We start from the raw sequence: 22,341 nt of genomic DNA, 5'->3' as shown, positions 1-22,341 counted from the left end.
TCGCAAAAATATTTTTGCGATTAGGATAATGTCGATATTGCGCATATATTATTTTATATGACGGCTGTGAATTCCTTACATTTTGGAGTTTTATATGAAAAAATTACTTGTTTTGTTTTTTTTGATTGTGTTTTGTGTTTTCGGCGCAAAAAAAGAACTTGTAGAAATTCGTCAGGAAATTTCCAATGTGAAAAAAACCGCCGACTCTGCAATAACAATAGTAACAAACACAGAAAATTTATTATCTCAAATTCAAGCGGCGCAAAAAGAAATCGTAAAAAAACAAAATATAATTGATGTTCTTCTAAAAGATTTTTCTGCGACCCGCCTGGAAGACGTTGAAGTTCAGCTTATATATTTAACGGAAGCGTTTCGTGATTTATATTCTCAGGTTAAAGATATTCGCCTCATTCCGTTTGTTCAACAAGCGCAAAAGACGGCTCCGCGTCCAAGCGGATTTACCGTTTCAACGGCTACCGAAACTCTCGGCGGTGATGAATATTCGCTTTATAGCCGCGGACTTGACGCTTTCCGCAAAAATTTTTTCGATGAAACCCGTCAATTTATGAAAGAAATATTAAATTCGTTTCCGAAAGGAAAGTATTCGGACAGAGCCTATTATTGGATAGCGGAAAGCTATTTTGCTCAAAAAAGTTATTCGCAGGCGCTGGAATATTACCAAAAAATTTTCTCTTTCAAAGGTTCCGCCAAAGAAGACGACGCGCAGTATCGCATAGGAATATGCTATTATCTTTTGGGCGAATCCGATAAATCTCTTGAAGAATTTACCAAATTCATTCAAAAATATCCGGCAAGCGAATTTATTTCCAAAGCTAATGAAACTATGAAAAAGATTTCGACTGAAAAAAATCAAGCGGCTGTCCAAAAAAATGTCAAAGAACAGGTTCAAAAGCCGAAAAATGACGACTCGCCTAAAGCGGATATGGAAAATAAAACGGAAGAGCCGATAGAAATAATTCCTGAATCCGCTGAAGAAGTTCAAGACGCCGTAGGAACGAAAGCAACGCAAAATACAAATAAAAAAGCGAAAGACAAAACGCAAAAAGAAGGAAAAGCAAAACCGAAATAGTTCATTGTTATGCAAAAAGAAAAATTATTTACCAGAAGTTATATTTTCGCATGTATAGGAAATTTCCTTAATTGTTTTGGTTTCTATATGCTCTTGCCGATACTTCCGATATTTTTGATTGAAAAATACCGGATTTTACAATCGCATACCGGCATAATACTAGCTTCTTATACGTTTTCGGCAATGATCGGACGACCGATTTTCGCTTATTTCTCGGATCTGTTTAATCGAAAAACACTTTATTGTTTGCTTCTTTTGATTTATTCCCTGCTTTTTCTGCCTTACCCGTTTTTTGAAGGAATGGCGTTCTTTCTTATCATACGAAGCGTTCACGGATTTGTTTTCGGAGCGCAATCGGTTTGCGGAAACGCGTTAATTACCGATATAGTTGACGAAAACCGCCGCGGCGAAGGATTTGGATATTTTGGAATATCAAACAGCATAGCAATGGCGGCGGGTCCGATGGCAGGGCTCTATATTCACGAAACTACTTACGACTTTTTTTGGATATTCATTATCGCGTTTTTGCTTTGTATAGCGGGGTTTATATGTATTTTGGAAGTACATTTGCCAAAAGAAAAAAAGCGCATAGAAAGAACGCCCGAAAATAAGAAACTGTCGTTTGACAAGTTTTTTCAAATCAAAGGAGTTTATGCGGGAATTTCATTGATTTTGTTGTCTTATCCTTACGGTTTAATAGTATCGTTTTCTGCGCTATACGGGAAAGAACTTGGAATTCTTGAAGGAACGGGCTTGTTTTTTGCTCTTATGTCGGCAGGACTTATTTTGTCGCGCATATTTTCCGGGAAAATTATAGACAGGGGTAAACTTACGACGGCAATAACATTTGGTATATTTTTGGTTTCGCTAGTCCTTACTTTGTTTTCTGCGATAGGTTTTGTAAAAATCCAAAATATTATCTATATAAAAATCCTGTTTTATTTAGTCGGACTTTTTATGGGTTTGGGGTACGGGATCACATTTCCCGCCTTTAATACTCTTTTTGTGAATTTATCTCCCGATAACAGAAGAGCGGCGGCAAGTTCGACGTATTTGACATGTTGGGATGTAGGCCTTGGCGGAGGTTTGATTTTAGGCGGTATAATTATGGAAAAATGGGGGATGTCAGTCGCTTATTCAATAGGCGCAATTTCAACTTTTGTTTCGGCGCTTTATTTTTCTTTGTTTGTCTCCGCGCATTTTAGAAAAAATAAATTACGTTAATTTCTTTTTTTGTCTCGGATGAAAAAATCTGTGTGTTTCGACCAAATATGCGCTTGAAACATGCGTATAAATTTCCGTAGTCGTTATGCTTGAGTGTCCCAAAAATTCCTGTACAATTCTTAAGTCACAGCCGCCTTCAAGCAAATGTGTCGCAAAAGAATGCCGCATCGTGTGAGGAGAAATGTGTGTTAAAATGTTTGCTTTTGCAGCCGCTTGAGTAATTATATTCCAAACAGCCATTCGTGTAAGCGGATGCCCGCGTTTTTGATTTATAAATAAATAATTTGCGCTTACAGGTTTAGAAAAAAGCGGGCGCTCTTCATCTATATATCTCAAGACCCATTCCCGCGCAATTTCTCCGACCGGAACTATTCGTTCCTTATTTCCTTTGCCTATGACAAACATATATTCGCTGTTCGCAAGAAATTGGTCAATCGTAATTGAAATACACTCGGAAACGCGCATTCCTGTAGAATACAAAAGTTCTAATATTGAACGGTCGCGAATCGCCGCGCTTCTTTTTTCTTCAAACGCCGCATCCAAAAGCAATTCTATTTCTTCTTGACACAAAACGCCGGGCAGATAGCGCGGCTTTCTGGGTGCGTCCAAATTTTCAGTAGGGTCCGACTGTAATTCGTTTTCATCGCATAAAAATCTGAAATATCCGCGGATAGCCGAAATACAGCGCTGAATTGACGTAGGCGCAAATCCGATGTCGTGAAGGTCTTCGATATGTTTTTGCAATTCTTGCAAAGAAACCGTATCTTCGCTTAAATTATTATTTTTAAGGAAACCGTTAAAACGAACCAAATCGAAAAAATATGATTTTCTTGTGTTATCGGAAAGCCCCTTTTCCGCTGAAATCCAACCGAGGAATAATTTCATTTTCTCGTTAATTTCAAAATTTTCTTTCATTTTTTTATTTAAAAAACGGATTATTCGCTTTTTCTTCGCCTATAGTCGAGCAGTATCCGTGTCCGGGTAAAACGTTCGTTGAATCGGAAAGAACAAAAAGTTTGCTTTTTATATTTTCTATAAGCGCTTTACCGTCGCTATAGCCCCAATCGCTTCGTCCAACCGTTCCGGCAAAAAGCGAATCCCCTGAGAAACAGTCCGCACCTATAAGAAAAACAATCCCCCCAGGCGTATGACCAGGTATATGATAAACGTCAAATACAAAATTTCCTATACTCAGTTTTCCTTCTTCAAGCGGGATGTAAGAACCGTTGTATGACGCTCTCTTCCCAAACAATTTTCCGCCGTTAATATGTTCATCGGCGATTAAAAAATGTTCTGCAGAATGAAAGTAAAGCGGGATATTTTTATCTATTTCGTCCCAAAAATTAAAAATACCTAGAAAATGGTCAAAATGACAATGAGTAAGCAATATCGCCCGCAGATTTATTTTATTTTTCTTAATATATTCAATCGTATCAAAAGGATCCGGCGGAGCGTCGATTAAGACCGCATTACCGTCTTCAATGAGCAAATAAGAATTAGTAGAAATTCTTCCCGACTTAAAACACTCAATTTTATACATTTATTCCTCACTATATTTTTGTATCAAATTCACCTAAAAAAATTAATTCCGGTTCAAGCTGCGTTGAAAAATCGGATACAATTACTTTTCTTACTTCGGCTATAATTTTTCGAATATCTTCAGCCGTTGCATTACCTTTATTTATGATAAAATTACCGTGTTTTTCACTTATCTGCGCATCGCCGACGGAAAACCCTTTAAGACCGGCTTGTTCAATAAGTTTTCCCGCATAAGAATCCGGCGGGTTTTTGAAAACCGAGCCGCAGGAACGGTATTCCAACGGCTGACTTTTTTTCCGTTTTTCCAAAACTTCATTCTGTCTTGATACCAAAACCCCATAAGCGACTTTTAACGTAAAAAGAAAATTCGCCCAAATAATTATGTAGTTTTTTTTCTTAAAAATACTCGACCGATACTCAAATTGTACGTCTTCTTTTGAGACGATACGTTCCAAACCGCTGTCACAATCATATATGCAAATTTGTGAAATTTTGTCGGAAATTTTCTGTGAAAACGCACCGGCGTTCATTACAATTCCGCCGCCTATTGTACCGGGAATACCGGCCAATTCTTCAACTCCGGCAAAGCCTGCAAGCGCCGCCTCGCGTACAAATGAAGATATATGTGCGCCCGCACCCGCTTTAATTGAATTCTCGGAAACGATAATTTCGTCAATTCTGCGCGTATCAATTATAATTCCGTGAAAACCTTTATCGCTGGCAAGAACGTTACAACCGTTGCCCAATACGAAATACGGAATATTTTTATCACGCGCAAAATCAAGTCCGAATTTTATGTCGGACACGTTATGCGCCGTCAAATAAAAGTCCGCTTCGCCGCCTATTTGGTAACCGGCTCTTGTGCTTTCCGCCAGAGATACTTTTTTTACGATTTCCGGCATAATATTATACTTTCACTTTTTTTGATTTTCTTTGACTAATTTTGCTTCTTCACTATTTGGACATTGCTTGTTCAACTGTCCCCAAACCGCATCCCTGCTTTTCGTCTTTTGCTGCTTTTCGTAAATAAGCCCCATTTTATATAAAGCCAAACAAGCGCTTTTTTCATCGCGATTTTCCGTGTAATACTGTTTAAACGTTTTTTCAGCGGCATCTAAAGATTCCGTTGCAAAATTCGCTTCGGCAATCCAGAATAAAGCCGTTTTCGCATCTTCGGAATTAGGGTATTTTTGTATATAGTCGTTAAAATCGTTTATTGCGACGCTGAATTTTCCACTGTCATAATTACTTTTGGCAAGATTAAACAGACCGATTCTTTCTTGTTCCTTAATGGATTCCTGTAAAGAATCTTGACGCGCTTTTTCCGCCATTTGCGAAGAAATAATTCCGGTTTTTTTATCTATTTCCGATATCTTAACCTGACTCTCCGTAACGTTTCCGGACAATTGCTCAAGCATTACGTTCATTCTGTTCAACATCATTTCCATCGCGATTTTATACGACACGGCTTCTTCATTCCTTGCCTGCCAAGCGTCGTCTATCGTAAAAATATCGTTTCGCAAAGAATCTACACGATTTTGAACCTCGGTCAGCTCTTTTGTTCTCAAGATTGTGATTTTAGAACATGAAATGAAAACCAAAAACAAACAGCCGTAAAGGATTATACGACAAAATTTCACAATACGCTCCTTGTTAAAAAAGGACGAAGACAGGTAATTAAAACCGATGTCTTCGCCTTAAATCAATGTCTATTTCTTAATAATAGTATATTCGACTCTTCTGTTCAGAGAATGACACGCTTCCTCGCCGTTGCAATAAGGATTAGCCGGTTTTTCTTTGCCGAAAGAAGTCGTTTCCATTCTTCTGTCGTCAATGCCGTAACGTGTAAGAACGTCGCGGACGGCGTACGCTCTTTTCTCACTCAGAGCAAAATTATACTCGACCGTTCCTCTTTCGTCCGCATGTCCGTCCAAACGAACCCTGATTTGCGGCTGTGATTTAAGAAAATCTGCGGCGATACGTATTTTCTGCATCGACTCGGCGCTTAAATCGGATTTGTCCAACTCAAAATATACGACCTGAAGGTTTTCTTTTATTTTTTCCGCAAGTTCCGCTTCCAAATCAACTTCAGAGAAAGAACTTGTATCGGGATCGTCCCAAGTTTGTACCGGCGCCGGAGGTTCCGGCTCTACCGTTTCAACCGGAATAGCCGATTTATTTTTGCATCCTGCAAAAATAACAGCCAAAGCAATAATAAAGAAAAATAATAATGTCTCTTTTTTAATCATAAATATACGTCCTTTCGTTAAACGTTTACCGCTAAAATCCAAAAACATATCTAAAAATAATATATTTATCTACATGTGTGAAGAAAATTATTAAAATGTAAATAAAAAACGGTTCAACCCTAATCTGCGAATGTTTTTTTAGTTTTCGCTATGTCGCCAATTTGCTCCACAGTAAATCGGCGATTTTTGTGCGAACCGAGTTGATCGCGTCACGGTTAGATTTTCTTGTCGGGAACGTATAATCGCTCAAAAGCACAAAACCGCTTTTCTTCGCTCTGTCGCCGACAATTGCTGAGCCTGTAAATCCGGTTTTACCAAATGCGTTTTCACTGCGCAAACTTCCCATATATTCTTGATTCAGTTCGAACCCCAATGCCGCAAAGTCGCTTATACCTTGCGGAAGGTGATTTTTTATCGAAAAATCAAGAAACCCCTGTGAAAAAAGCCGCTTTTCTTCAATTAAGATTTCTTTGAGGTATTTCTGCAAATCCGGTGTCGTAGAAAAAATTCCCGCTGCGCCAGGAATTATAATTTCGTTCAACTTCCACGAACTTTCATCGTGAATTTCGCCTTTTATCACTCTTCCGCGCCATTGGTCGATTTCGGTCGGTACGATTTTATTTTTAATTTCGTCGTTTGGACGAAAAAGCGTATCCCGCATTCCAAGCGGAACGAACAATTCGCCGTTCGCAATAACGTCAAGCGGTTTCTGCCAAATTTGCTCGACCGCGCGCGCAAGAATTATTGATGTCGCGTTGCAATAAAAATACGAAGTTCCAGCCGGAACTTTCAGCGGCGCGGTCATAATCGCCCTGTAAATTTCTGCGCTGTCTTTCTGTTTCATATCCGAAAGCGCGAAATCAAAATTCAGCGTTTGAGTTAAAAGGTTTTTGAAAGTGATTTCTTTTCTGTTCGGGCTGTGATACTCAGGCAAAAGTTCGGTAATCGGAGTCGAAAGCGATACTTTTTTCTTGTCTAAAGCAATCAGCGCAAGCGTTGAAACGGGAACTGTTTTTGTTATGGAAGCGACATCGAAAATACTGTCCTGCGAAATTTTAAATTGCTGCGGAGTGCCTTTTCCTGCAATTCCAAGTGCAATCGGTTCAATAATTTCGCCGTTTTTGACGATTCCAAGTACGACGCAGTTAAATACGCCGTTTGAAATTGCATTTTTCAGTATTTTTTCAGCAACGCTTCGCATAATTCGGCAAAATTATCCTAAAAATTCAAGCAAAATCTTAAGCATTCTGCGAAGCGGCTCGGCTGCGCCCCACAGCAATTGATCGCCGACGGTGAATGCGTTCAAAAACGTATCGCCCATTCGCATTTTGCGTACACGTCCTACCGGCACATTTAACGTCCCGCTAACCGCCGCAGGCGTCAATTCTTTGAGGGTAATTTCTTTTTCGTTCGGAATAAATTTCACCCATTCGTTGTGTGATGAGATTATGCTTTCAATCTCGTCAAGCCTAACGTTTTTGTTGAGTTTTATCGTAAGTCCTTGACTGTGGCAACGCATTGCGCCGATTCTCACGCAAGTTCCATCGACCGGAATTTTATCGGCTGCTTTTCCCAAAATCTTGTTGGTTTCTACAAACCCTTTCCATTCCTCTTTAGATTGCCCGTTTTCGTAGGGCTTGTCTATCCAGGGAATCAACGCTCCCGCAAGCGGCGCACCAAAATATTGAGTCGGATTTTCATCGCAACAAATAGCCGTAGATATCGCTCTGTCCAAGTCGAGAATCGCACTCGACGGTGTTTTGAGATAGGGTTGGGCGATGTTTCCTATATATTGCATTTGAGCAAGCAGTTCCCGCATATTTTTTGCTCCTGCACCGCTTGCCGCCTGATAAGTCATCGAACTCACCCATTCGACTAAATTCCGCTCAAAAAGTCCGCCTATTGCCATTAACATAAGCGAGACCGTACAATTTCCTCCGACAAAGTCCTTTTTGCCGTTTTTTAGAGCGGCGTCTATAACTTTTCTATTTACAGGGTCAAGCGCAATAACCGCGTTTTCATCCATTCTCAACGTTGATGCGGCGTCAATCCAATATCCGTTCCACCCGTTTGTGCGAAGTTTTGGGAAAATATCGTTTGTATAATCCCCACCCTGACAGGAAACGATAATATCCATCGACGATAGTTCTTTTATATCTGTAGCAGAAACTACATCTGAGCTTTCTACGCCTACGTTCGGCGCCGGAAGTCCGACTTGAGAAGTACTAAAAAATTGAACCGAATACGAGGAATCAAAATCTTTTTGGGCAATCATTCTTTCCATAAGAACAGAACCGACCATTCCACGCCATCCGACAAAACCGACTTTTTTCATTGTTTATCCTTTTTTGGATTTCTCTCTATGTCAAACAGAAAATAATTTTTATATTCTACAAAATGTGGAACAAACGCTTGAAAAAAATTTACTCTGTAAAAATACAAAAAGCGCCAAGAGATTATATGCAATTTTGATAGTTATTCTTTCATTGAGCGCAAACCGATAGATTCGGATAAGAAGCAATATTTTACAAAAATCTCTTTTTACTGTTGTCACAGGGGAATTTACAACAAATAGCATGTTATTTTTTTTCAAAAATAATCGGCAATGTGCATAAAATTTCTGAAACAAATCATCTTGAACCTCATTTTTTTATTCATAATGGTTTATATTTTTGTCCCCTTCATTCCATTTTCTCTATTTCTAATTTTTCCATTTCCTCTATACTTTTTATGTCGTCCAATTTATAATCCTTTTTAATATAAGCGTCAAAATAATTAAACGATACTCCTTTTATATTGTTTGCGATGTTAAAACCCGCGTTTATCTGTTCGTTAAAAGACGATTGACGGGCGAAACCGCCGGATTTTACATTTAAGTATTCCAAAACGTCTCCAAGCCATACCTTTTTAGAAAGCTTTTCATATTTCTTATCTATTTCGTTTTTTTCTATTCCCGTCCCGAAAGCATAAAAATTGCATTCTTCTTTTCCCAAAAACCCTCTTTTTGCCGATTCTATAAACGCCGGCATTATTGCAAAATTGTTATATCCAACTCCGCCGTCTGATAAAACATATTTTTTCTCTTTAATTAAAACATGCTTAAAGTAAAAAGGAGCGGCAAAAGAAGGCGATATAAACTCCGCCACTTTTAATTCTTTTTCTCTTTTTTTATCCGAATTAAAATATATCGTCGCCTCACCGGCCAATTCCGACGATGAGATTATAAGCGGCGCTTTGCAATCGGAACAATTTTTGCTTTTGAATATATTTTCATTAAGGTAAGATACGGTTTTTTTCAAATCATATTTTGGCGGAAACAATTTCTTTTTACCGAATATTACGTTTGCCGCTTCTTTGAACATTTTACAAATGTCGCCGTTTATTTCAAGAGCCAAATAAGCGCCTAATATCGCACCGACCGATGTGCCTATTATCAAATCAGGCTTAACGGAACTTTGAGACAATGCTTTTGCGGCGATAATTCCTCTGACGCCGCCGCCTGAAATTACGAAGATGTTTTTCATCTTAGACTCCTTATTTATAAATTTGTTTAAGGTGCGTAGTTTTATTGTTTCCGTCAATTTATTCAACGTCAAATATACTTTAAGAAATATAAAACTTGTTGTTTTTCATAGAAAAAGCGAGCGATAACAAAAATCCGTTGAAATTATCCTGGTTGCACTAAGTGTATTCTTCTATAAAACGGCAAATAGTATTTTTCAAAAAAGGCAAAGAATGGATAAAAAAATATATTTAACGAATGTGTACTCTTCAGGAATAGTAAACGGAGGATTGGCGACACAGGCAAGAAAAACGTTTGAAGCGTGCAGAGGACTCGGTTTACCTGTCGAGATTTACAACCCTTGGGAGACGATAAATCCACAAAATATCGGAGCTTTTCATATCTTTTCAACTAATTATGAAATGCATAGTTTTTCGCGCACGCTTTATGAAAAAAATATTCCGCAAATAGTTTCATCAATTTTTTACACTCGCCATCCCGCATGGAAAATAGCGGGAATTCGTGCAATTACAAAATTTATTTCATATTTTGATTCCGGTACAAAATCGTGTTTTGACTACTGTTCTGAGATTATGAAAAACGCAGAAACAATCCTACCCAACACAAACGACGAACTCAAACAGATTCGAAAATTATTCAAAATTCCAGATGAAAAGATTACGGTTGTGCCAAACGGTGTAGATAAAAAGTTTGCAAATGCGAATCCGCAACTTTTCAAAAAAAAATATGGCGACAGTGATATAATCCTGTCGGTTACAATGCTTGGGAAAGAGCGTAAAAACGGACTGAATTTGATTAAAGCGTTAGGAAAAATCGACAATCCGTCATACATTATCGGTTCGTTCCATACCGAAAGCGATTACGGAAAATTATGTAAAGTGGAATTGGAAAAATATCCGCAGGTTCATTATATCGGAATGTTCGGTCATGAGTCTGAGATGCTTGCAAGCGCATACGCTTCGGCTAAAGTTTTTGTTTTGCCGTCGTGGCTTGAAACACCAGGCATAGCTTCTATGGAAGCGGCTCTTGCCGGCGCTCAGATTGTAACGACGCCGATTGGCGGCACAAAAGATTATTTTAAGGATTTTGGTATTTACGTTAATCCATACTCAATAGACTCAATTTCGACGGGAATCAAAACGGCATTGAGTCGAAGCGAAAGCGAACAAAGAAAATTGAAAGAATTTATTTACAATAATTTTTTATGGGGAAACGTAGCGCAAAAATATAAAGAAATTTACGAGAAATATTTGTAAAAAACTATGGAAATGAATAATATCAAACTTTCAATAATAATAGTAAATTATAAAGTTCGCGATTTTCTCATGCAGGCGATTCGCTCAATTGTCGCAGCCGATAATTTTGAAAACTGTGAAATCGTCGTTGTCGATAATAAATCCGAAGACGGTTCAAAAGAATTGATAAACAAAGATTTCCCTTTTGTAAAATATGTAGAATTAAAAACCAATCACGGTTTTGGGAAAGCGTGTAACATCGGCGCCGGTATTGCTTCGGGAGAATACCTCTTAATGCTTAATCCGGACACAATGATCTCAAAAAACACACTTTCAACGGGGATTGATTTTTTGGAGAAAAACAAGGATGTGGGAATTTTAGGACCTAAAATTCTAAATCAAGACGGAAGTTTTCAGTTCCAGTGTCGTCGCAGTTTTCCAACGCCTTTAAACGCTTTTTGTTATATAAGCGGACTTTCGAAAATCTTCCCGAAAAACAAATTATTCGGAAGTTATAATTTATCTTGGATTTCGCCGGACGATGAATGCGATATTGATGCGGCTTCAGGCGCGTGTTTTTTCATTACGAAAAATTTGTTTTTGCAAGTAGGCGGATTTGACGAAAGTTTTTTTATGTACGGCGAAGATTTGGATTTATCGGCAAAAGTAAAAGATGCCGGATTCAGAGTTCACTATACGCCTCAAACAAAGATTGTTCACTTTAAGGGCAGAAGTTCGACTTCGGAAAAATTAAAATCAAGAATAAATTTTTATGAAGCGATGATTTTGTTTTCAAAAAAACATAATAAAAGATATGGTTCGTTTTTTCCAAAATGGGCGCTTAATTTTTGTATTTTGATTATGGGTGGAATAAATATTTCTGGACTAATAATTAGAAATTCACGAGTTTTTTTCATAGATTTATTTTTCGCAAATGCCTTTTTACCCATTTTCGCTTTTATTTATAGCGTTGTACCGCAAAGAAATTTTATTTATTCCATTTATCCAAAATATGCCTTTTTTTCTCACTTGATTTTAACATTTACACTTATAGTTTCTCTGGGGGTAAGCGGACATTACGGTAAGCCTAAGCCCGAGAAAAATGAAACTATACGGGCGCTTGCCATTTCTTTATTGTTATTGTTCGCTTTTTATTACTTATTTCAGGAGGTTGCATTTTCAAGAATTATTATTTTTTCGTCAGGATTACTGTCGGCGATTTCAATAGTATATTGGAGAACGCTTGTTTCACCCTTGTCAAAGTTTTACAAAAAATATTTCGCAGGATACGGCAGCGTTATTTTGCTCGCGGAAGAACCGTTTTTATCGGTATTAGTCTCAACGTTAGACGACAGAAACACGCAAATACTTGGAATAATATCGACAGTAGAAAGCTCAAATTCTACGGTAATAAACGGCTATGAAGTTATAGGAAACATACAAAATTTGAGTGAAATCATCAAAAAATATTCCCCGGATACGCTGGTTATCGGTTCAAAAACCGATTGGTATTCGACCATAATCAAAGCGCTGTCCGATGGGAAATTGGACGGTATTTCTGTTTTTTGGCTTCCGCCGGACAGTGATTTGAGCGAAAGATTAAAATTAAAAAATTTCATGAAAATCTGAATAAATTTTCGCGAAAGTTTTCCGTTTTTATCAGTTTTTGAGAAAAAATTCTCAAAAGTCCTATAAATTGTAAAGGACGATAAATTATCGGACTTTTTTTTAAAATTATTTTTGACGCTTTAAAAAAATTTCTTGATGAAACGGAAACGTTTTTATTGTTTGTCGATCCATATTCTACAAGCGGAATTTTAATTCCTTTAACATTTGCGTTATTGTTTATCAAACGAATAATCAATTCATAGTCCTGAAGCGATGGAATACTGCAATCAAACCCTCCGGTTTCTTTTAACATTTCGGATTTGATCATCATTGTGGACGTAATTCCTACAAAATTTCCAAACATTATTGCAAATTTCGGCGTGAACGGAAACGGATTGTGAAAGTAAATCTTTTTCCTTCCGGAATCCGTCATTTTAACGCCGGTATAAACCAAATCGGCGTTCTCTTTTTTTACAGTTTCGTATTGGATTCTTAATTTCTCTGGAAACCATTCGTCGTCATCATCTAAAAATGCAATATATTCTCCGCTTGCACGCTCAATCGCTTGGTTCCTGCACACATTTGAGCCGACCCTAAAATTGTTACGGAAATAAATTATCGGAATTTTTGAAACCTCTTTCAAATTTTCACAATATTCTTGTGTTCCGTCGTGAGAATTATCGTCGACAATTATCAATTCATTTGGTAAAAACACCTGATTTTCTACCGATTTTACCGCTTTTTTCAATTTGTTTAGGCGGTTGCAAGTTGTAATCACAGCCGTTATATTCAAGGTATCACCGTCAATTTGTAAAGTTTTGTGTTTTTGTTGACAATCTTGTCGTTGTTATGCGGTTTTACGGCGATAAGATAAGTTCCCGGAGCGGTATTTTGTGGAATTTTCCATTTGTAAATATAAGTTCCGTCTATAGTTTTATGTTTTTCTGCCGAATTCTCGTCAATATGTTTCACTAATTTCCCGGAAATCGTGTAAATATCAACAATAGAATTCTGCGAAATACTAGGGATAGAAAGAAAATTATGCTTACTTAACAAATACGGATTAGGAAACACAAAATCAATTTTTGTCTGAGAAGAAATTCCGCTTCTTTCCGGCAGTCGAATTCTCGTAATTCCCTTGTCGCCGCCGATCCACAGTAAATTTTGAACTGAATCTATTGCCAACGCCGAAATATTTTGGTTTATTGAACCGTTTACAGTCGAAAAAGAGAAAGCTGTTTGTTCATCGCTATAAACCGCCGAATCAAGAATTCCGTTTTGCGATAAATACTCATCAATTACAACTCTCTCGACGCCGACTTTTTTATTTGCAATCCAAAAAACGTTACGAATTATTGACTGTCCTTCGTAATCTCCCCACAATTCTTCCGAATATTCCAAAACGATATCGTTTGTTATTTCAGAAAATCTCTCCGCCGGAAGATATTTTATTGAAACGATTGTATGCTTTGAGGATTTGTCATAAGTAAAAATAACAGGTTCTTTGTCTGTGCCTATCAACACGTTTCCCGAGCCGGTTGTTTGCAATTTTGATAATTTGCCGTCAAGAAAAATTTTATTTTTGCGATATTCCATTGACTCCGTTGTAGTATCAAACGGATTTTTATTCGCATCAATAATCCATAATTCTTCTTTCCCTTTAAAGCCGAGAAGCAAATCGTTTTTGCCGCTTAACGCCAAATTATTCGGAGAAGTCAACTCGTCTTGCGGTTTGTCAATCAATAAATAGCGAAATTCGTTCTTTTGCGGATGAAACGCAAAAATTATCGGCATTTCAACATTGCCGAGTTTGATGTCGCGCCAATAAGTTCCCCAAATAATCCCGTTTTTATCTGTAATTAAAGCATCGACCTTAAGCCAATAATACCCATCCCACCCGGCATTCCAGTCCGCATTACAAGTCCCTTTCCAATCCGATACAAACAACGGATAATTAGTATAATTTCTTATATCAAAAACCCATACGCCCCATGAATCCGCACTTAAATTGTATTCTCTCAAAGGATCTCCGCAATATCCGAAAAACATTCGATTCCCGTTTTGAGTAATCGCGGTAAAATCCGGGCAACCGTTACTTATCGTACCCATCCCGTCAATATCTTTGTAATGTTTTATTTGGTTGCCGCGAAATATTCTTGTAAGCGCATTCCACCACTCGTCTTTTACTATTGACGGCAATATCCAAAGGGATTGCTCGCTGTCGACAAATAATTTTTCAATATTCGTATTGTTGACAAGTCCTGGAACTATAAGCCGTTTATCGTTTCCGAAATTTATTATCTGAGAAAAATCAAATTTTGTTCCGACTACAATTTTACCGTCAATGAATTTTAGAAAATTTATATCGCTTTCAAGGTAGAGATTTGCGATTTTATTTCCCGAATCGTCGTATTTAATTAAATCGTTCCCTTGTGTTTCTATCCTATAATTATCGTCGAACAAAACGAAATTTTCAAAATATTTAATTTTGTCTTCCGCATAAAAAAGTGTTTTTACCATGGCTGTCGAATTTTCAATAGTTTTCCAAGGGGTTTGCCCTGACAAAGGCGAATTGTCGCCGAATTTCGAATTATCTACATATTTAGAAAAATTTTCTAGCTTTGCCACACCGCCTTTTGCGCCGCTTTTTATCGCAACCCAAATGGTGTCGTTTTTGATTTCAATCAAATTTACGCCGGCATCTATGAAATCTTGAAAATTTCGTTTTGTGGAAATAATATTGCCTTTTTTCTTATCTAAAACCGATACGCCCTTATCATGCCCGATAATCAAGTAATCTTTGAATGATTTAATCGTATAAATTTTGCTTTTTATCAAAAACAAGTCGTTATAAATTTTTTGTTTTTTGTTTTTTTGGCGATAATACAAGTATCCGTTCTCGCTTCCAATCCACAATCCATCGTTATCAATATGCAAAGCCGAAAGCGAAATCTCGGGAAATTGTTCGTTGGAATGATGAAGCGTTATAAAATTTCCGCTTGAATATTGAAACTGAGCCAACCCGCCGTTTGTGGCGACCCAAATGGTATCGTTTTGTTTTGAAACGTCGTTCCCGCTATTAACTGCTGAAAAATTCAAAATATTTAACGGTTCAATCCCGGAAGCAAACGATGCGGACGTTAATAAGAAGATAATTTTAAAAAATCTAAACATAAAAACCTTTTTTTGAAAAAAACTTGCGGCAAAACATATTTTTGTTTATGTAAAATAACATTTGGCTGATAATTTTAGCGGGAAAGGCAAGTGTTTATGAACATTTATTATAAAATTTACAAGATGTATCAGCACAAAATTTCGGTTCAACAGATATCCGAAAGCACTCATATTCCCGTGCGTACGGTCAAGGATCTGGTCGCAAAATTCCAAACTAAAGGAACGGTTAAAAGTGAAACGGAGTTGGAAAATATCGTCGAGCCGTTTTTGGATTATATGATTACTAAGCACCACAAATATGTTATGTTAAGTTTTTCCGGAATGATTACAGAGAAGTTTTTGGATAAAATAAATGTCGGTCTTGAAGAGGTTCATAAATTACCCACGCATATAATAACGATTAGATTTGAAGGTGTGATGGAAATTGACGATACCGCAATGAAAGCGGTTATTGATTATAAAGAAAAAATTTGCCAAACGGGAAAAGTAGTTTTATTCCTTTCGCCAAGTTCCCCCGTAGAAGAATATATTGAAGCGAATAACATTGAAGAAGAAACAAAAGTTTTCGGAACTATGAATGCTTTTGAAGAACATATATACAGGTTAACTTTTGAAAGAAAAAAGAAATAAAGGAGTAGATTTATGAGCGTTGCGCAACAGTTGCAAGAAGACATTAAAATCACTATGAAATCAGGGGAAAAAGAAAAATTATTAGTTTTAAGAACGCTTCATTCCGATATAAAGAATTTTGAAATAAACGGCAAGAGGACCGCTTCAGACGAGGATATTTTTACTATTCTGGCAAAAGGAATAAAAACTCGTTTGGAATCGGCCGACCAATACAAATCGGCGGGAAGAGAAGATCTTGCAATGCAAGAAGAATTTGAAATTGATATATATAAACGTTATCAGCCGAAACAACTTTCGCCTGACGAATTGAAAACTATTGTTGACGACGCTGTTGCAAAATCCGGCGCGTCCGGTGCCAAAGAAATGGGGAAAGTCATGGCTATTTTGATGCCGATAGTTAAAGGGAAAGCCGATGGAAAATTAGTTAATGATTTGGTTAAAGCGGCTTTGGTATAGAAATCGGCTCAAAGTAATTATTGTGTGAAATTCTATTTATCCTGTTCGCAGTTCCTTTTGTTATTTTTCCGTGTCCCAATACTATTTCACGGTACGATGTGCGTTGTGTAAACGATAAGTCGTGCGTTGACATAACTACCGTCGTTCCCCAATTGTTTATTTCTTGCAAGAGTGCAAATATTTCGTCTGAGATTATGCGGTCGAGATTTCCCGTAGGTTCGTCCGCAATCAATATCAAAGGTTCATTAACAATTGCTCTTGCGATTGCGACCCTTTGTTGCTCGCCTCCCGAAAGTTGCAATGGGAAGTTACAACTTTTATGTGCAAGTCCGACAACCGCAAGAGATTTAAAAACCCGCTTTTTTATACTCTGTTCGCTTCCGCCAAGGATACGCGCTGCGAATGCAACATTGTCAAAAACCGTATAGGTATTTAAAAGCCGAATATCTTGAAAAACTATACCTATTTTTCTGCGGATCGCCGGAGTGGTTTTTCTTAAAACGCTCGGCGGTGTTTGAGGTTGAGTCGTTATTCCGCATACATTGACGGTTCCGCTTGACGGCAGTTCTTCGCGGTAAATCAATTTAAGTAAAGTCGTTTTTCCTGCACCGCTTTGTCCGGTTAAGAAAACAAATTCTCCTTTGTCTATAAATAACGACAAATCCGAAACAGCCTCAAATTCTCTGTCGTATGTTTTTGTCGTGTGTATAAGCTCTATCACTTCTTTCTCCTTAACCCCAGTTTAGACGTTGAATCTTGTTCCTCTCAACTTCGAAGCGCGTCTTCTAAAGCATACGCTCGTTGAGATTTGTGCGTTATGTATTTGGCTACAAAAGGAGTGAGTTTAGGAAAGCCTGAACTCGACATCGAAAAGCCAGGAATCACAAGTGCGCCGCTTGGAACTTCAGGACCGTAAGTATTGTCCTTTTCTTCAATTATTTTTCCTACACTGAATAGTTTTGCGTCACCCATTTTATATTCCACAAGTTCACAAATCCCGTTTGAAGTATATGCGACGTTTTTAATCGGGTCGACGACCGCAGTCGCTTTCGACAAGTGTACCCCCGGCGCAAGCGTTGTCAGATCTCCGAGACGACAGCCTTGCGTTATTCCGCTTCCTTCGCCTAAAAGAACGTTGTCGCCGATAATTACAGGCGTCGCTTCAATCGGGTCAAGTACGCCGCCGATAATCGCACCTGCGGAAATGTGGCAGTCGCGCCCGACTTGGCAGCAACTTCCGGCCAAATTTTCAATCATAGAATTATTTGATATGTGCGCACCGACATTCGCATATGCCGGCGGCATAAAAATCACTCCTTTTCCCGCAAACGCGCCGCGTCTGAGTCCGGTTGCCGGCGGCACAAGACGTATTTGCGACTGCGGTAAAATTTTTCGCAGAGGAAATGTTTCTTTGTCTGTAAATTGGATATCGTCGCCGCCGCGATAAACTACGGTGTTCCCAAGTACAAAACCGAGCATTATCCCTTCTTTCACCCACAAATTCGCCTGCCATTCTCCGTCTATGATTTGCGCTGTTCTCGCCATGCCGGATTCCAATAAATCCATTAGTTCGTTGAATGCGGCAAGGGCGGCGGTTTTTTCGTCCAAAAGTTTTCCAATGCGCTTCAAATTTGCAAATTTTTCAATATTTTCGCGAAGCTTTTCATTTTCACGGTAATGCACAACTATTTTAAGAAATTCGTTTTCTTTTAAATCTAAAAGGCGGTCTATATTAGGATGTTTCCCCGGATTTTGTTTTGCGTCTTTAACTGTTTCCGCATAAAGTTCAAGCCCCTTTTGTGCAGTCTCATAATATATAGAGCCGTTATCAAAATCGACCAAATGAGCATAAATTTTAAGTGATTCTTTTGTCGAAACGTCATTTTTTATTTCGCCGATTAATTTTGAATTTTTTATGACATCAATTTTATCAAGACACGCCGCCGATTTCAAACTGTTTACGTTTTCTTCAAATGACACGTTCGCCTGCTTTCTTTTAGGGAATTAATATGCAATCTTAGTTATCCCTATAAACGATAGGGTTATACAATCACATAAAATACTATATGTTTGCAAACAAAAAAAGATAGGAAAACCTCAATAAATTTTCTGACAGTATTCTTTCCAAACATTATCAAAACTTAACTGCATTGTGTTCTCGCAATGTTTGACATTTTAGTATTCGCAAAAATTATTTTTCTATGCGATTCAAGCCTAAATCAGATTGTAGAGCGGATTAATTATAGAACAGTATGGATGTTATTCAAAATTTTGGAAAAAGAGTATGAAAGAATTTTGGCTTTACAACACAAAATCACGGAAAAAGGAAATTTTTACCGCTGAAAATAAGGTCGGGATATATTGCTGTGGACCGACTGTTTACGGCTATGCTCACATAGGAAATATGCGAACGTATATTTTTGAGGATGTTCTTCGGCGTATCCTTGAATATTTGGACTATGAAATCAAACATGTCATGAATATTACGGACGTCGGACATCTGACCGGCGATGCGGACAGCGGAGACGATAAAATGGAAAAAGGCGCGACACGCGACGGGAAGTCTGTTCGAGATATTGCCGAATTTTATACCGAAGCGTTCTTTAGAAATTGCGGAGACCTCAAGATTTTACGTCCGACGATAATTCCTAAAGCCACCGACCATATAAAAGAAATGATAGATATGGTACAAAAACTTGTCGAAAAAGGATATACCTACGAAACAGCGGACGGAATTTATTTCGACTCTTCAAAATTTTCAAATTACGCAAAATTCGCTCGTTTGGATATCGAAAATTTGCAGGAAGGGCACAGAATTGAAGCGGGCGATAAGAAAAATAAAACCGATTTTGCGCTATGGAAGTTTTCGCCCAAAGACAAAAAGCGTGCAATGGAGTGGGAAAGTCCATGGGGAGTGGGATTTCCCGGATGGCATATAGAATGTTCTGCGATGTCGCTAAAATATTTGTCGCAGCCGCTTGATATTCATTGCGGAGGAATAGACCACATTCCTATTCATCACACAAACGAAATCGCGCAAGTTGAAGCGGCGACAGACAAGGAGTTTTGCAGGTTTTGGATTCACGGCGAATTTTTGGTTATAGAAAACGGAAAAATGTCAAAATCCGGTGATAATTTTATTACTGTCGATACGCTGAAAAAGCAAAAAATAGATCCGCTGGCTTACCGCTATTTTTGTTATTCAAGTCATTACCGCAAGCAGTTGTCGTTTTCTATAGATAACGTTTCGGCGGCGCAAACCGGACTTAATAATGTGAGAAATACGGTGCAGAAAATCACAGATTTTGATGATGAAAAAGTGTCGAAAGAAGAAATTGAAAATGTACTCGAAGGTTTTTATAAGGCGATTTTGGACGATATGAATATGCCGGTTGCGCTTGCGGAAGTTTGGGGAATCTTAAAAAACGGCGCAGTTTCTGGCAAAATAAAAAAAGCGGCAATTAAAAAAGCGGATGAAATTTTAGCGCTTGATTTATTTTGTGAAAAAACAAACGATATAAAAGTAATAGGCGATATAAAATTTGACGGCTTTGCTGAAACGCCGCAAAACGAATTAAAAGAAATCGTCGATTTGCTTGACAAAAGATCTGCCGCAAAAAAGGCGAAAGACTTTAAGACGGCGGACGAAATAAGAGATGCGATAACCGCTAAAGGTATTGAAATTTTAGACGGCAGGGACGGCGTTTTGTGCAAAAAGTTATAGGTTTATAGTTTTTTTCCGCGTTGGATAAAAACAAAAAATATTGCTTAAATGCAAAAATATGTTCTTCATTTTATTCGGCAGATATTATTTTCTTTACAAATTATAAATATATCTATATGATATTTGGGGGTGATTCATGGCTAAAAGGGCTGAGAAATTAAGCGTTTCAATGCTTGTTCTTGTAACGGTTATCGGAATTATAATAGGAAGTTATTTAAGTTTGCTTATCGGATTTATCCCGGGCGACTATGTTGTCGTTAAAGAGATTTTCACATTTAGTTTCCTTCCGATTTCTGTAGGATATCCTAATCCGATTTCAGTCGATATAGGTGCAATAAAATTTCAATTCGGACTGCAAACGCAGTTTAATCTTTTGTCATTTGTCGGAATTGTTGTAGCGCTTTATGTTTATCGTCGTTACAGATAGGAACAAGGAACAAAATGGGTTTTTTTGATGTGTCCGTCGAAAATGTTTCAAAGAAAGTCCAGACAGGTGAAATTTCCGCAAAATCAATAATAGAAAAATCGCTGACCGTAATTGCCGAAAAAAATAAATATATAAACGCGTTCATAACCGTTTGTGATGATTATGCCCGTCAAACCGCAAAAAACATTGATGATTTGAGTTTAGAAGAGAAAAGAAAACTTCCGCTTTGCGGTATTCCTATCGCCGTGAAAGATAATATTTCTACAAAAGGAATCCGTACGACTTGCGGTTCAAAAATGCTTGAAAACTACATTCCGCCATACGACGCGCATGTTGTCGAGGAACTGAAAAAAGCCGGTGCGATTATCGTAGGCAAGGCGAATATGGACGAATTTGCAATGGGATCCAGTAATGAGACATCGTATTTTGGAACGGTCAAAAATCCACATGATTTACAAAGGGTGCCCGGCGGAAGTTCCGGTGGAAGCGCCGCGGCGGTCGCTGCGGATATGGTTCCGCTCGCACTTGGGAGCGACACCGGCGGCTCTATTCGTCAGCCGGCGTCATACTGCGGAATTGTCGGCTTGAAACCGGCTTATGGCATGGTAAGCAGATACGGACTGATCGCTTTTGCTTCTTCACTTGACCAAATAGGTCCTATGGCGAATTCGATAGAAGACGCAGAATATTTATTACGCGTTATCGCCTCTGCAGATAAGCGTGATTCGACAAATTGCCAAAAAAGTTATACAGGGGTTGAAACAAAAAATATAAAAGATGCGATTGTAGGAATTCCTAAAGAATATTTGAGCGACGATTTACCTAAAGATGTTCGAACCTTGTTTGAAGAAAAGGTTAAATTTCTTAAAGATGCGGGAATTAAGTTTGTCGATATTTCTCTTGAAAATATGAAGTATGCCATTGCCGTGTATTATATTATCGCTACTGCGGAAGCGTCTTCCAATTTATCGCGTTTCGACGGAGTTCGATTTGGTTATAGAAGTTCAAATTCCAAAACGATTGACGATATGTTTAAATTTACTCGTGAAGAGGGGTTTGGGGAAGAAGTTAAACGCAGAATAATGCTTGGTACGTATGTTTTGAGCTCAGGATATTATGATGCATATTATATTAAAGCGGCGCAGGTACGTTCGTTAATTGCGCAAGATTTCAAAAATGCGTTTGTGAAATGTAATGTAATTTTGTCGCCTGTAACGCCGTCGTCGGCGTTTAAAATAGGCGAAATAGGCGACCCGCTTCAAATGTATCTGAACGATATTTATACCGTTTCCGCAAATTTGGCGGGATGCTCCGGACTCGCTCTTCCAATGGGTAAAATAAACGGCTTGCCTATCGGCATACAACTTATGGCTCCGAATTTCAAAATGGAATTTTCTTATGCTATCGCCAAAGAATTGGAAAAATTTAATTAAAATTTTTCTTTGTTTCTCGGTATTTTTTA

General features: G+C 38.1%; 21 protein-coding genes. 9 read left to right on the top strand and 12 right to left on the bottom strand.

Going from position 1 to position 22,341, the window contains the following annotated elements:
• The first annotated feature begins 94 nt into the window (after window positions 1–94).
• On the top strand, window positions 95–1,090 hold the full coding sequence (locus LBH98_08620; GenBank protein MDR0304811.1) for a tetratricopeptide repeat protein: 996 nt from the start codon (window positions 95–97) through the stop codon (window positions 1,088–1,090).
• A 9-nt stretch (window positions 1,091–1,099) separates the two neighbouring features.
• The gene (locus LBH98_08615; protein ID MDR0304810.1) at window positions 1,100–2,314 is read left to right on the top strand and encodes an MFS transporter; all 1,215 of its coding nucleotides are present in this window, start codon (window positions 1,100–1,102) and stop codon (window positions 2,312–2,314) included.
• Here LBH98_08615 and xerD read toward each other — a convergent pair.
• The 8 genes from xerD to LBH98_08575 all read right to left on the bottom strand — a co-directional run bounded on the left by xerD (window position 2,306) and on the right by LBH98_08575 (window position 9,626).
• Window positions 2,306–3,199 carry a site-specific tyrosine recombinase XerD gene (gene xerD, locus LBH98_08610; GenBank protein ID MDR0304809.1) on the bottom strand — a complete coding sequence of 298 codons (894 nt, stop codon included), beginning with the start codon at window positions 3,197–3,199 and terminating at the stop codon, window positions 2,306–2,308. The two genes, LBH98_08615 and xerD, sit on opposite strands and share 9 nt — an antisense overlap.
• 34 nt (window positions 3,200–3,233) lie before the next feature.
• The gene (locus LBH98_08605; GenBank protein ID MDR0304808.1) at window positions 3,234–3,854 is read right to left on the bottom strand and encodes an MBL fold metallo-hydrolase; all 621 of its coding nucleotides are present in this window, start codon (window positions 3,852–3,854) and stop codon (window positions 3,234–3,236) included.
• A 10-nt stretch (window positions 3,855–3,864) separates the two neighbouring features.
• Window positions 3,865–4,755: a UDP-N-acetylmuramate dehydrogenase gene (gene murB / locus LBH98_08600; GenBank protein MDR0304807.1), complete on the bottom strand. Its 891-nt coding sequence runs from the start codon at window positions 4,753–4,755 to the stop codon at window positions 3,865–3,867.
• A 12-nt stretch (window positions 4,756–4,767) separates the two neighbouring features.
• Window positions 4,768–5,493, bottom strand: a complete 726-nt coding sequence (locus tag LBH98_08595; GenBank protein ID MDR0304806.1) for a tetratricopeptide repeat protein — start codon at window positions 5,491–5,493, stop codon at window positions 4,768–4,770.
• 69 nt (window positions 5,494–5,562) lie between these two features.
• Window positions 5,563–6,102 carry an OmpA family protein gene (locus LBH98_08590; GenBank protein MDR0304805.1) on the bottom strand — a complete coding sequence of 180 codons (540 nt, stop codon included), beginning with the start codon at window positions 6,100–6,102 and terminating at the stop codon, window positions 5,563–5,565.
• A gap of 148 nt (window positions 6,103–6,250) precedes the next feature.
• Complete coding sequence (locus tag LBH98_08585) at window positions 6,251–7,303, bottom strand: beta-lactamase family protein (GenBank protein ID MDR0304804.1); 1,053 nt, start codon at window positions 7,301–7,303, stop codon at window positions 6,251–6,253.
• Between the two features lie 12 nt (window positions 7,304–7,315).
• Window positions 7,316–8,437, bottom strand: a complete 1,122-nt coding sequence (gene asd, locus LBH98_08580; GenBank protein ID MDR0304803.1) for an aspartate-semialdehyde dehydrogenase — start codon at window positions 8,435–8,437, stop codon at window positions 7,316–7,318.
• Between the two features lie 346 nt (window positions 8,438–8,783).
• Window positions 8,784–9,626 carry a patatin-like phospholipase family protein gene (locus LBH98_08575; protein MDR0304802.1) on the bottom strand — a complete coding sequence of 281 codons (843 nt, stop codon included), beginning with the start codon at window positions 9,624–9,626 and terminating at the stop codon, window positions 8,784–8,786.
• Window positions 9,627–9,837: 211 nt separating this feature from the next.
• On the opposite strand from LBH98_08575, the gene LBH98_08570 reads away from it, so the two are divergent.
• Window positions 9,838–10,881, top strand: coding sequence for a glycosyltransferase family 4 protein (locus LBH98_08570; GenBank protein ID MDR0304801.1), 1,044 nt, complete (start codon window positions 9,838–9,840; stop codon window positions 10,879–10,881).
• A gap of 6 nt (window positions 10,882–10,887) precedes the next feature.
• On the top strand, window positions 10,888–12,489 hold the full coding sequence (locus LBH98_08565) for a glycosyltransferase (protein ID MDR0304800.1): 1,602 nt from the start codon (window positions 10,888–10,890) through the stop codon (window positions 12,487–12,489).
• Here LBH98_08565 and LBH98_08560 read toward each other — a convergent pair.
• Together LBH98_08560 and LBH98_08555 are read right to left on the bottom strand one after the other, a co-directional pair.
• The gene (locus LBH98_08560) at window positions 12,476–13,261 is read right to left on the bottom strand and encodes a glycosyltransferase (protein MDR0304799.1); all 786 of its coding nucleotides are present in this window, start codon (window positions 13,259–13,261) and stop codon (window positions 12,476–12,478) included. The two genes, LBH98_08565 and LBH98_08560, sit on opposite strands and share 14 nt — an antisense overlap.
• Window positions 13,258–15,642, bottom strand: coding sequence for a hypothetical protein (locus LBH98_08555; protein ID MDR0304798.1), 2,385 nt, complete (start codon window positions 15,640–15,642; stop codon window positions 13,258–13,260). The genes LBH98_08560 and LBH98_08555 overlap by 4 nt, the downstream gene beginning before the upstream one ends.
• 96 nt (window positions 15,643–15,738) lie before the next feature.
• Between LBH98_08555 and LBH98_08550 the strand changes: the two genes are divergently transcribed.
• Both LBH98_08550 and LBH98_08545 read left to right on the top strand, forming a co-directional pair.
• Entirely contained in the window at window positions 15,739–16,272 is a 534-nt protein-coding gene (locus LBH98_08550; protein ID MDR0304797.1) for a hypothetical protein, read from the top strand.
• 12 nt (window positions 16,273–16,284) lie between these two features.
• The gene (locus LBH98_08545; GenBank protein ID MDR0304796.1) at window positions 16,285–16,728 is read left to right on the top strand and encodes a GatB/YqeY domain-containing protein; all 444 of its coding nucleotides are present in this window, start codon (window positions 16,285–16,287) and stop codon (window positions 16,726–16,728) included.
• Here LBH98_08545 and LBH98_08540 read toward each other — a convergent pair.
• Both LBH98_08540 and LBH98_08535 read right to left on the bottom strand, forming a co-directional pair.
• The gene (locus LBH98_08540) at window positions 16,709–17,449 is read right to left on the bottom strand and encodes an ATP-binding cassette domain-containing protein (GenBank protein MDR0304795.1); all 741 of its coding nucleotides are present in this window, start codon (window positions 17,447–17,449) and stop codon (window positions 16,709–16,711) included. The genes LBH98_08545 and LBH98_08540 overlap by 20 nt on opposite strands.
• A gap of 44 nt (window positions 17,450–17,493) precedes the next feature.
• A complete protein-coding gene (locus tag LBH98_08535; protein MDR0304794.1) occupies window positions 17,494–18,708 on the bottom strand; it encodes a DUF2322 family protein in 1,215 nt (404 codons plus the stop codon).
• A gap of 304 nt (window positions 18,709–19,012) precedes the next feature.
• On the opposite strand from LBH98_08535, the gene cysS reads away from it, so the two are divergent.
• From cysS to gatA, 3 genes are all read left to right on the top strand, one after another.
• Window positions 19,013–20,452, top strand: coding sequence for a cysteine--tRNA ligase (gene cysS, locus LBH98_08530; GenBank protein MDR0304793.1), 1,440 nt, complete (start codon window positions 19,013–19,015; stop codon window positions 20,450–20,452).
• A 136-nt stretch (window positions 20,453–20,588) separates the two neighbouring features.
• Window positions 20,589–20,879: a DUF4321 domain-containing protein gene (locus LBH98_08525; protein ID MDR0304792.1), complete on the top strand. Its 291-nt coding sequence runs from the start codon at window positions 20,589–20,591 to the stop codon at window positions 20,877–20,879.
• 14 nt (window positions 20,880–20,893) lie between these two features.
• Window positions 20,894–22,312, top strand: a complete 1,419-nt coding sequence (gene gatA, locus LBH98_08520; protein ID MDR0304791.1) for an Asp-tRNA(Asn)/Glu-tRNA(Gln) amidotransferase subunit GatA — start codon at window positions 20,894–20,896, stop codon at window positions 22,310–22,312.
• Window positions 22,313–22,341: the final 29 nt, after the last annotated feature.

It is taken from the genome of Chitinispirillales bacterium, from assembly GCA_031254455.1.
Lineage (GTDB): Bacteria > Fibrobacterota > Chitinivibrionia > Chitinivibrionales > Chitinivibrionaceae > WRFX01.
The sequence above is the reverse complement of the archived record's forward strand: the minus strand, read 5'-3'. Positions and strand labels throughout refer to the sequence as shown.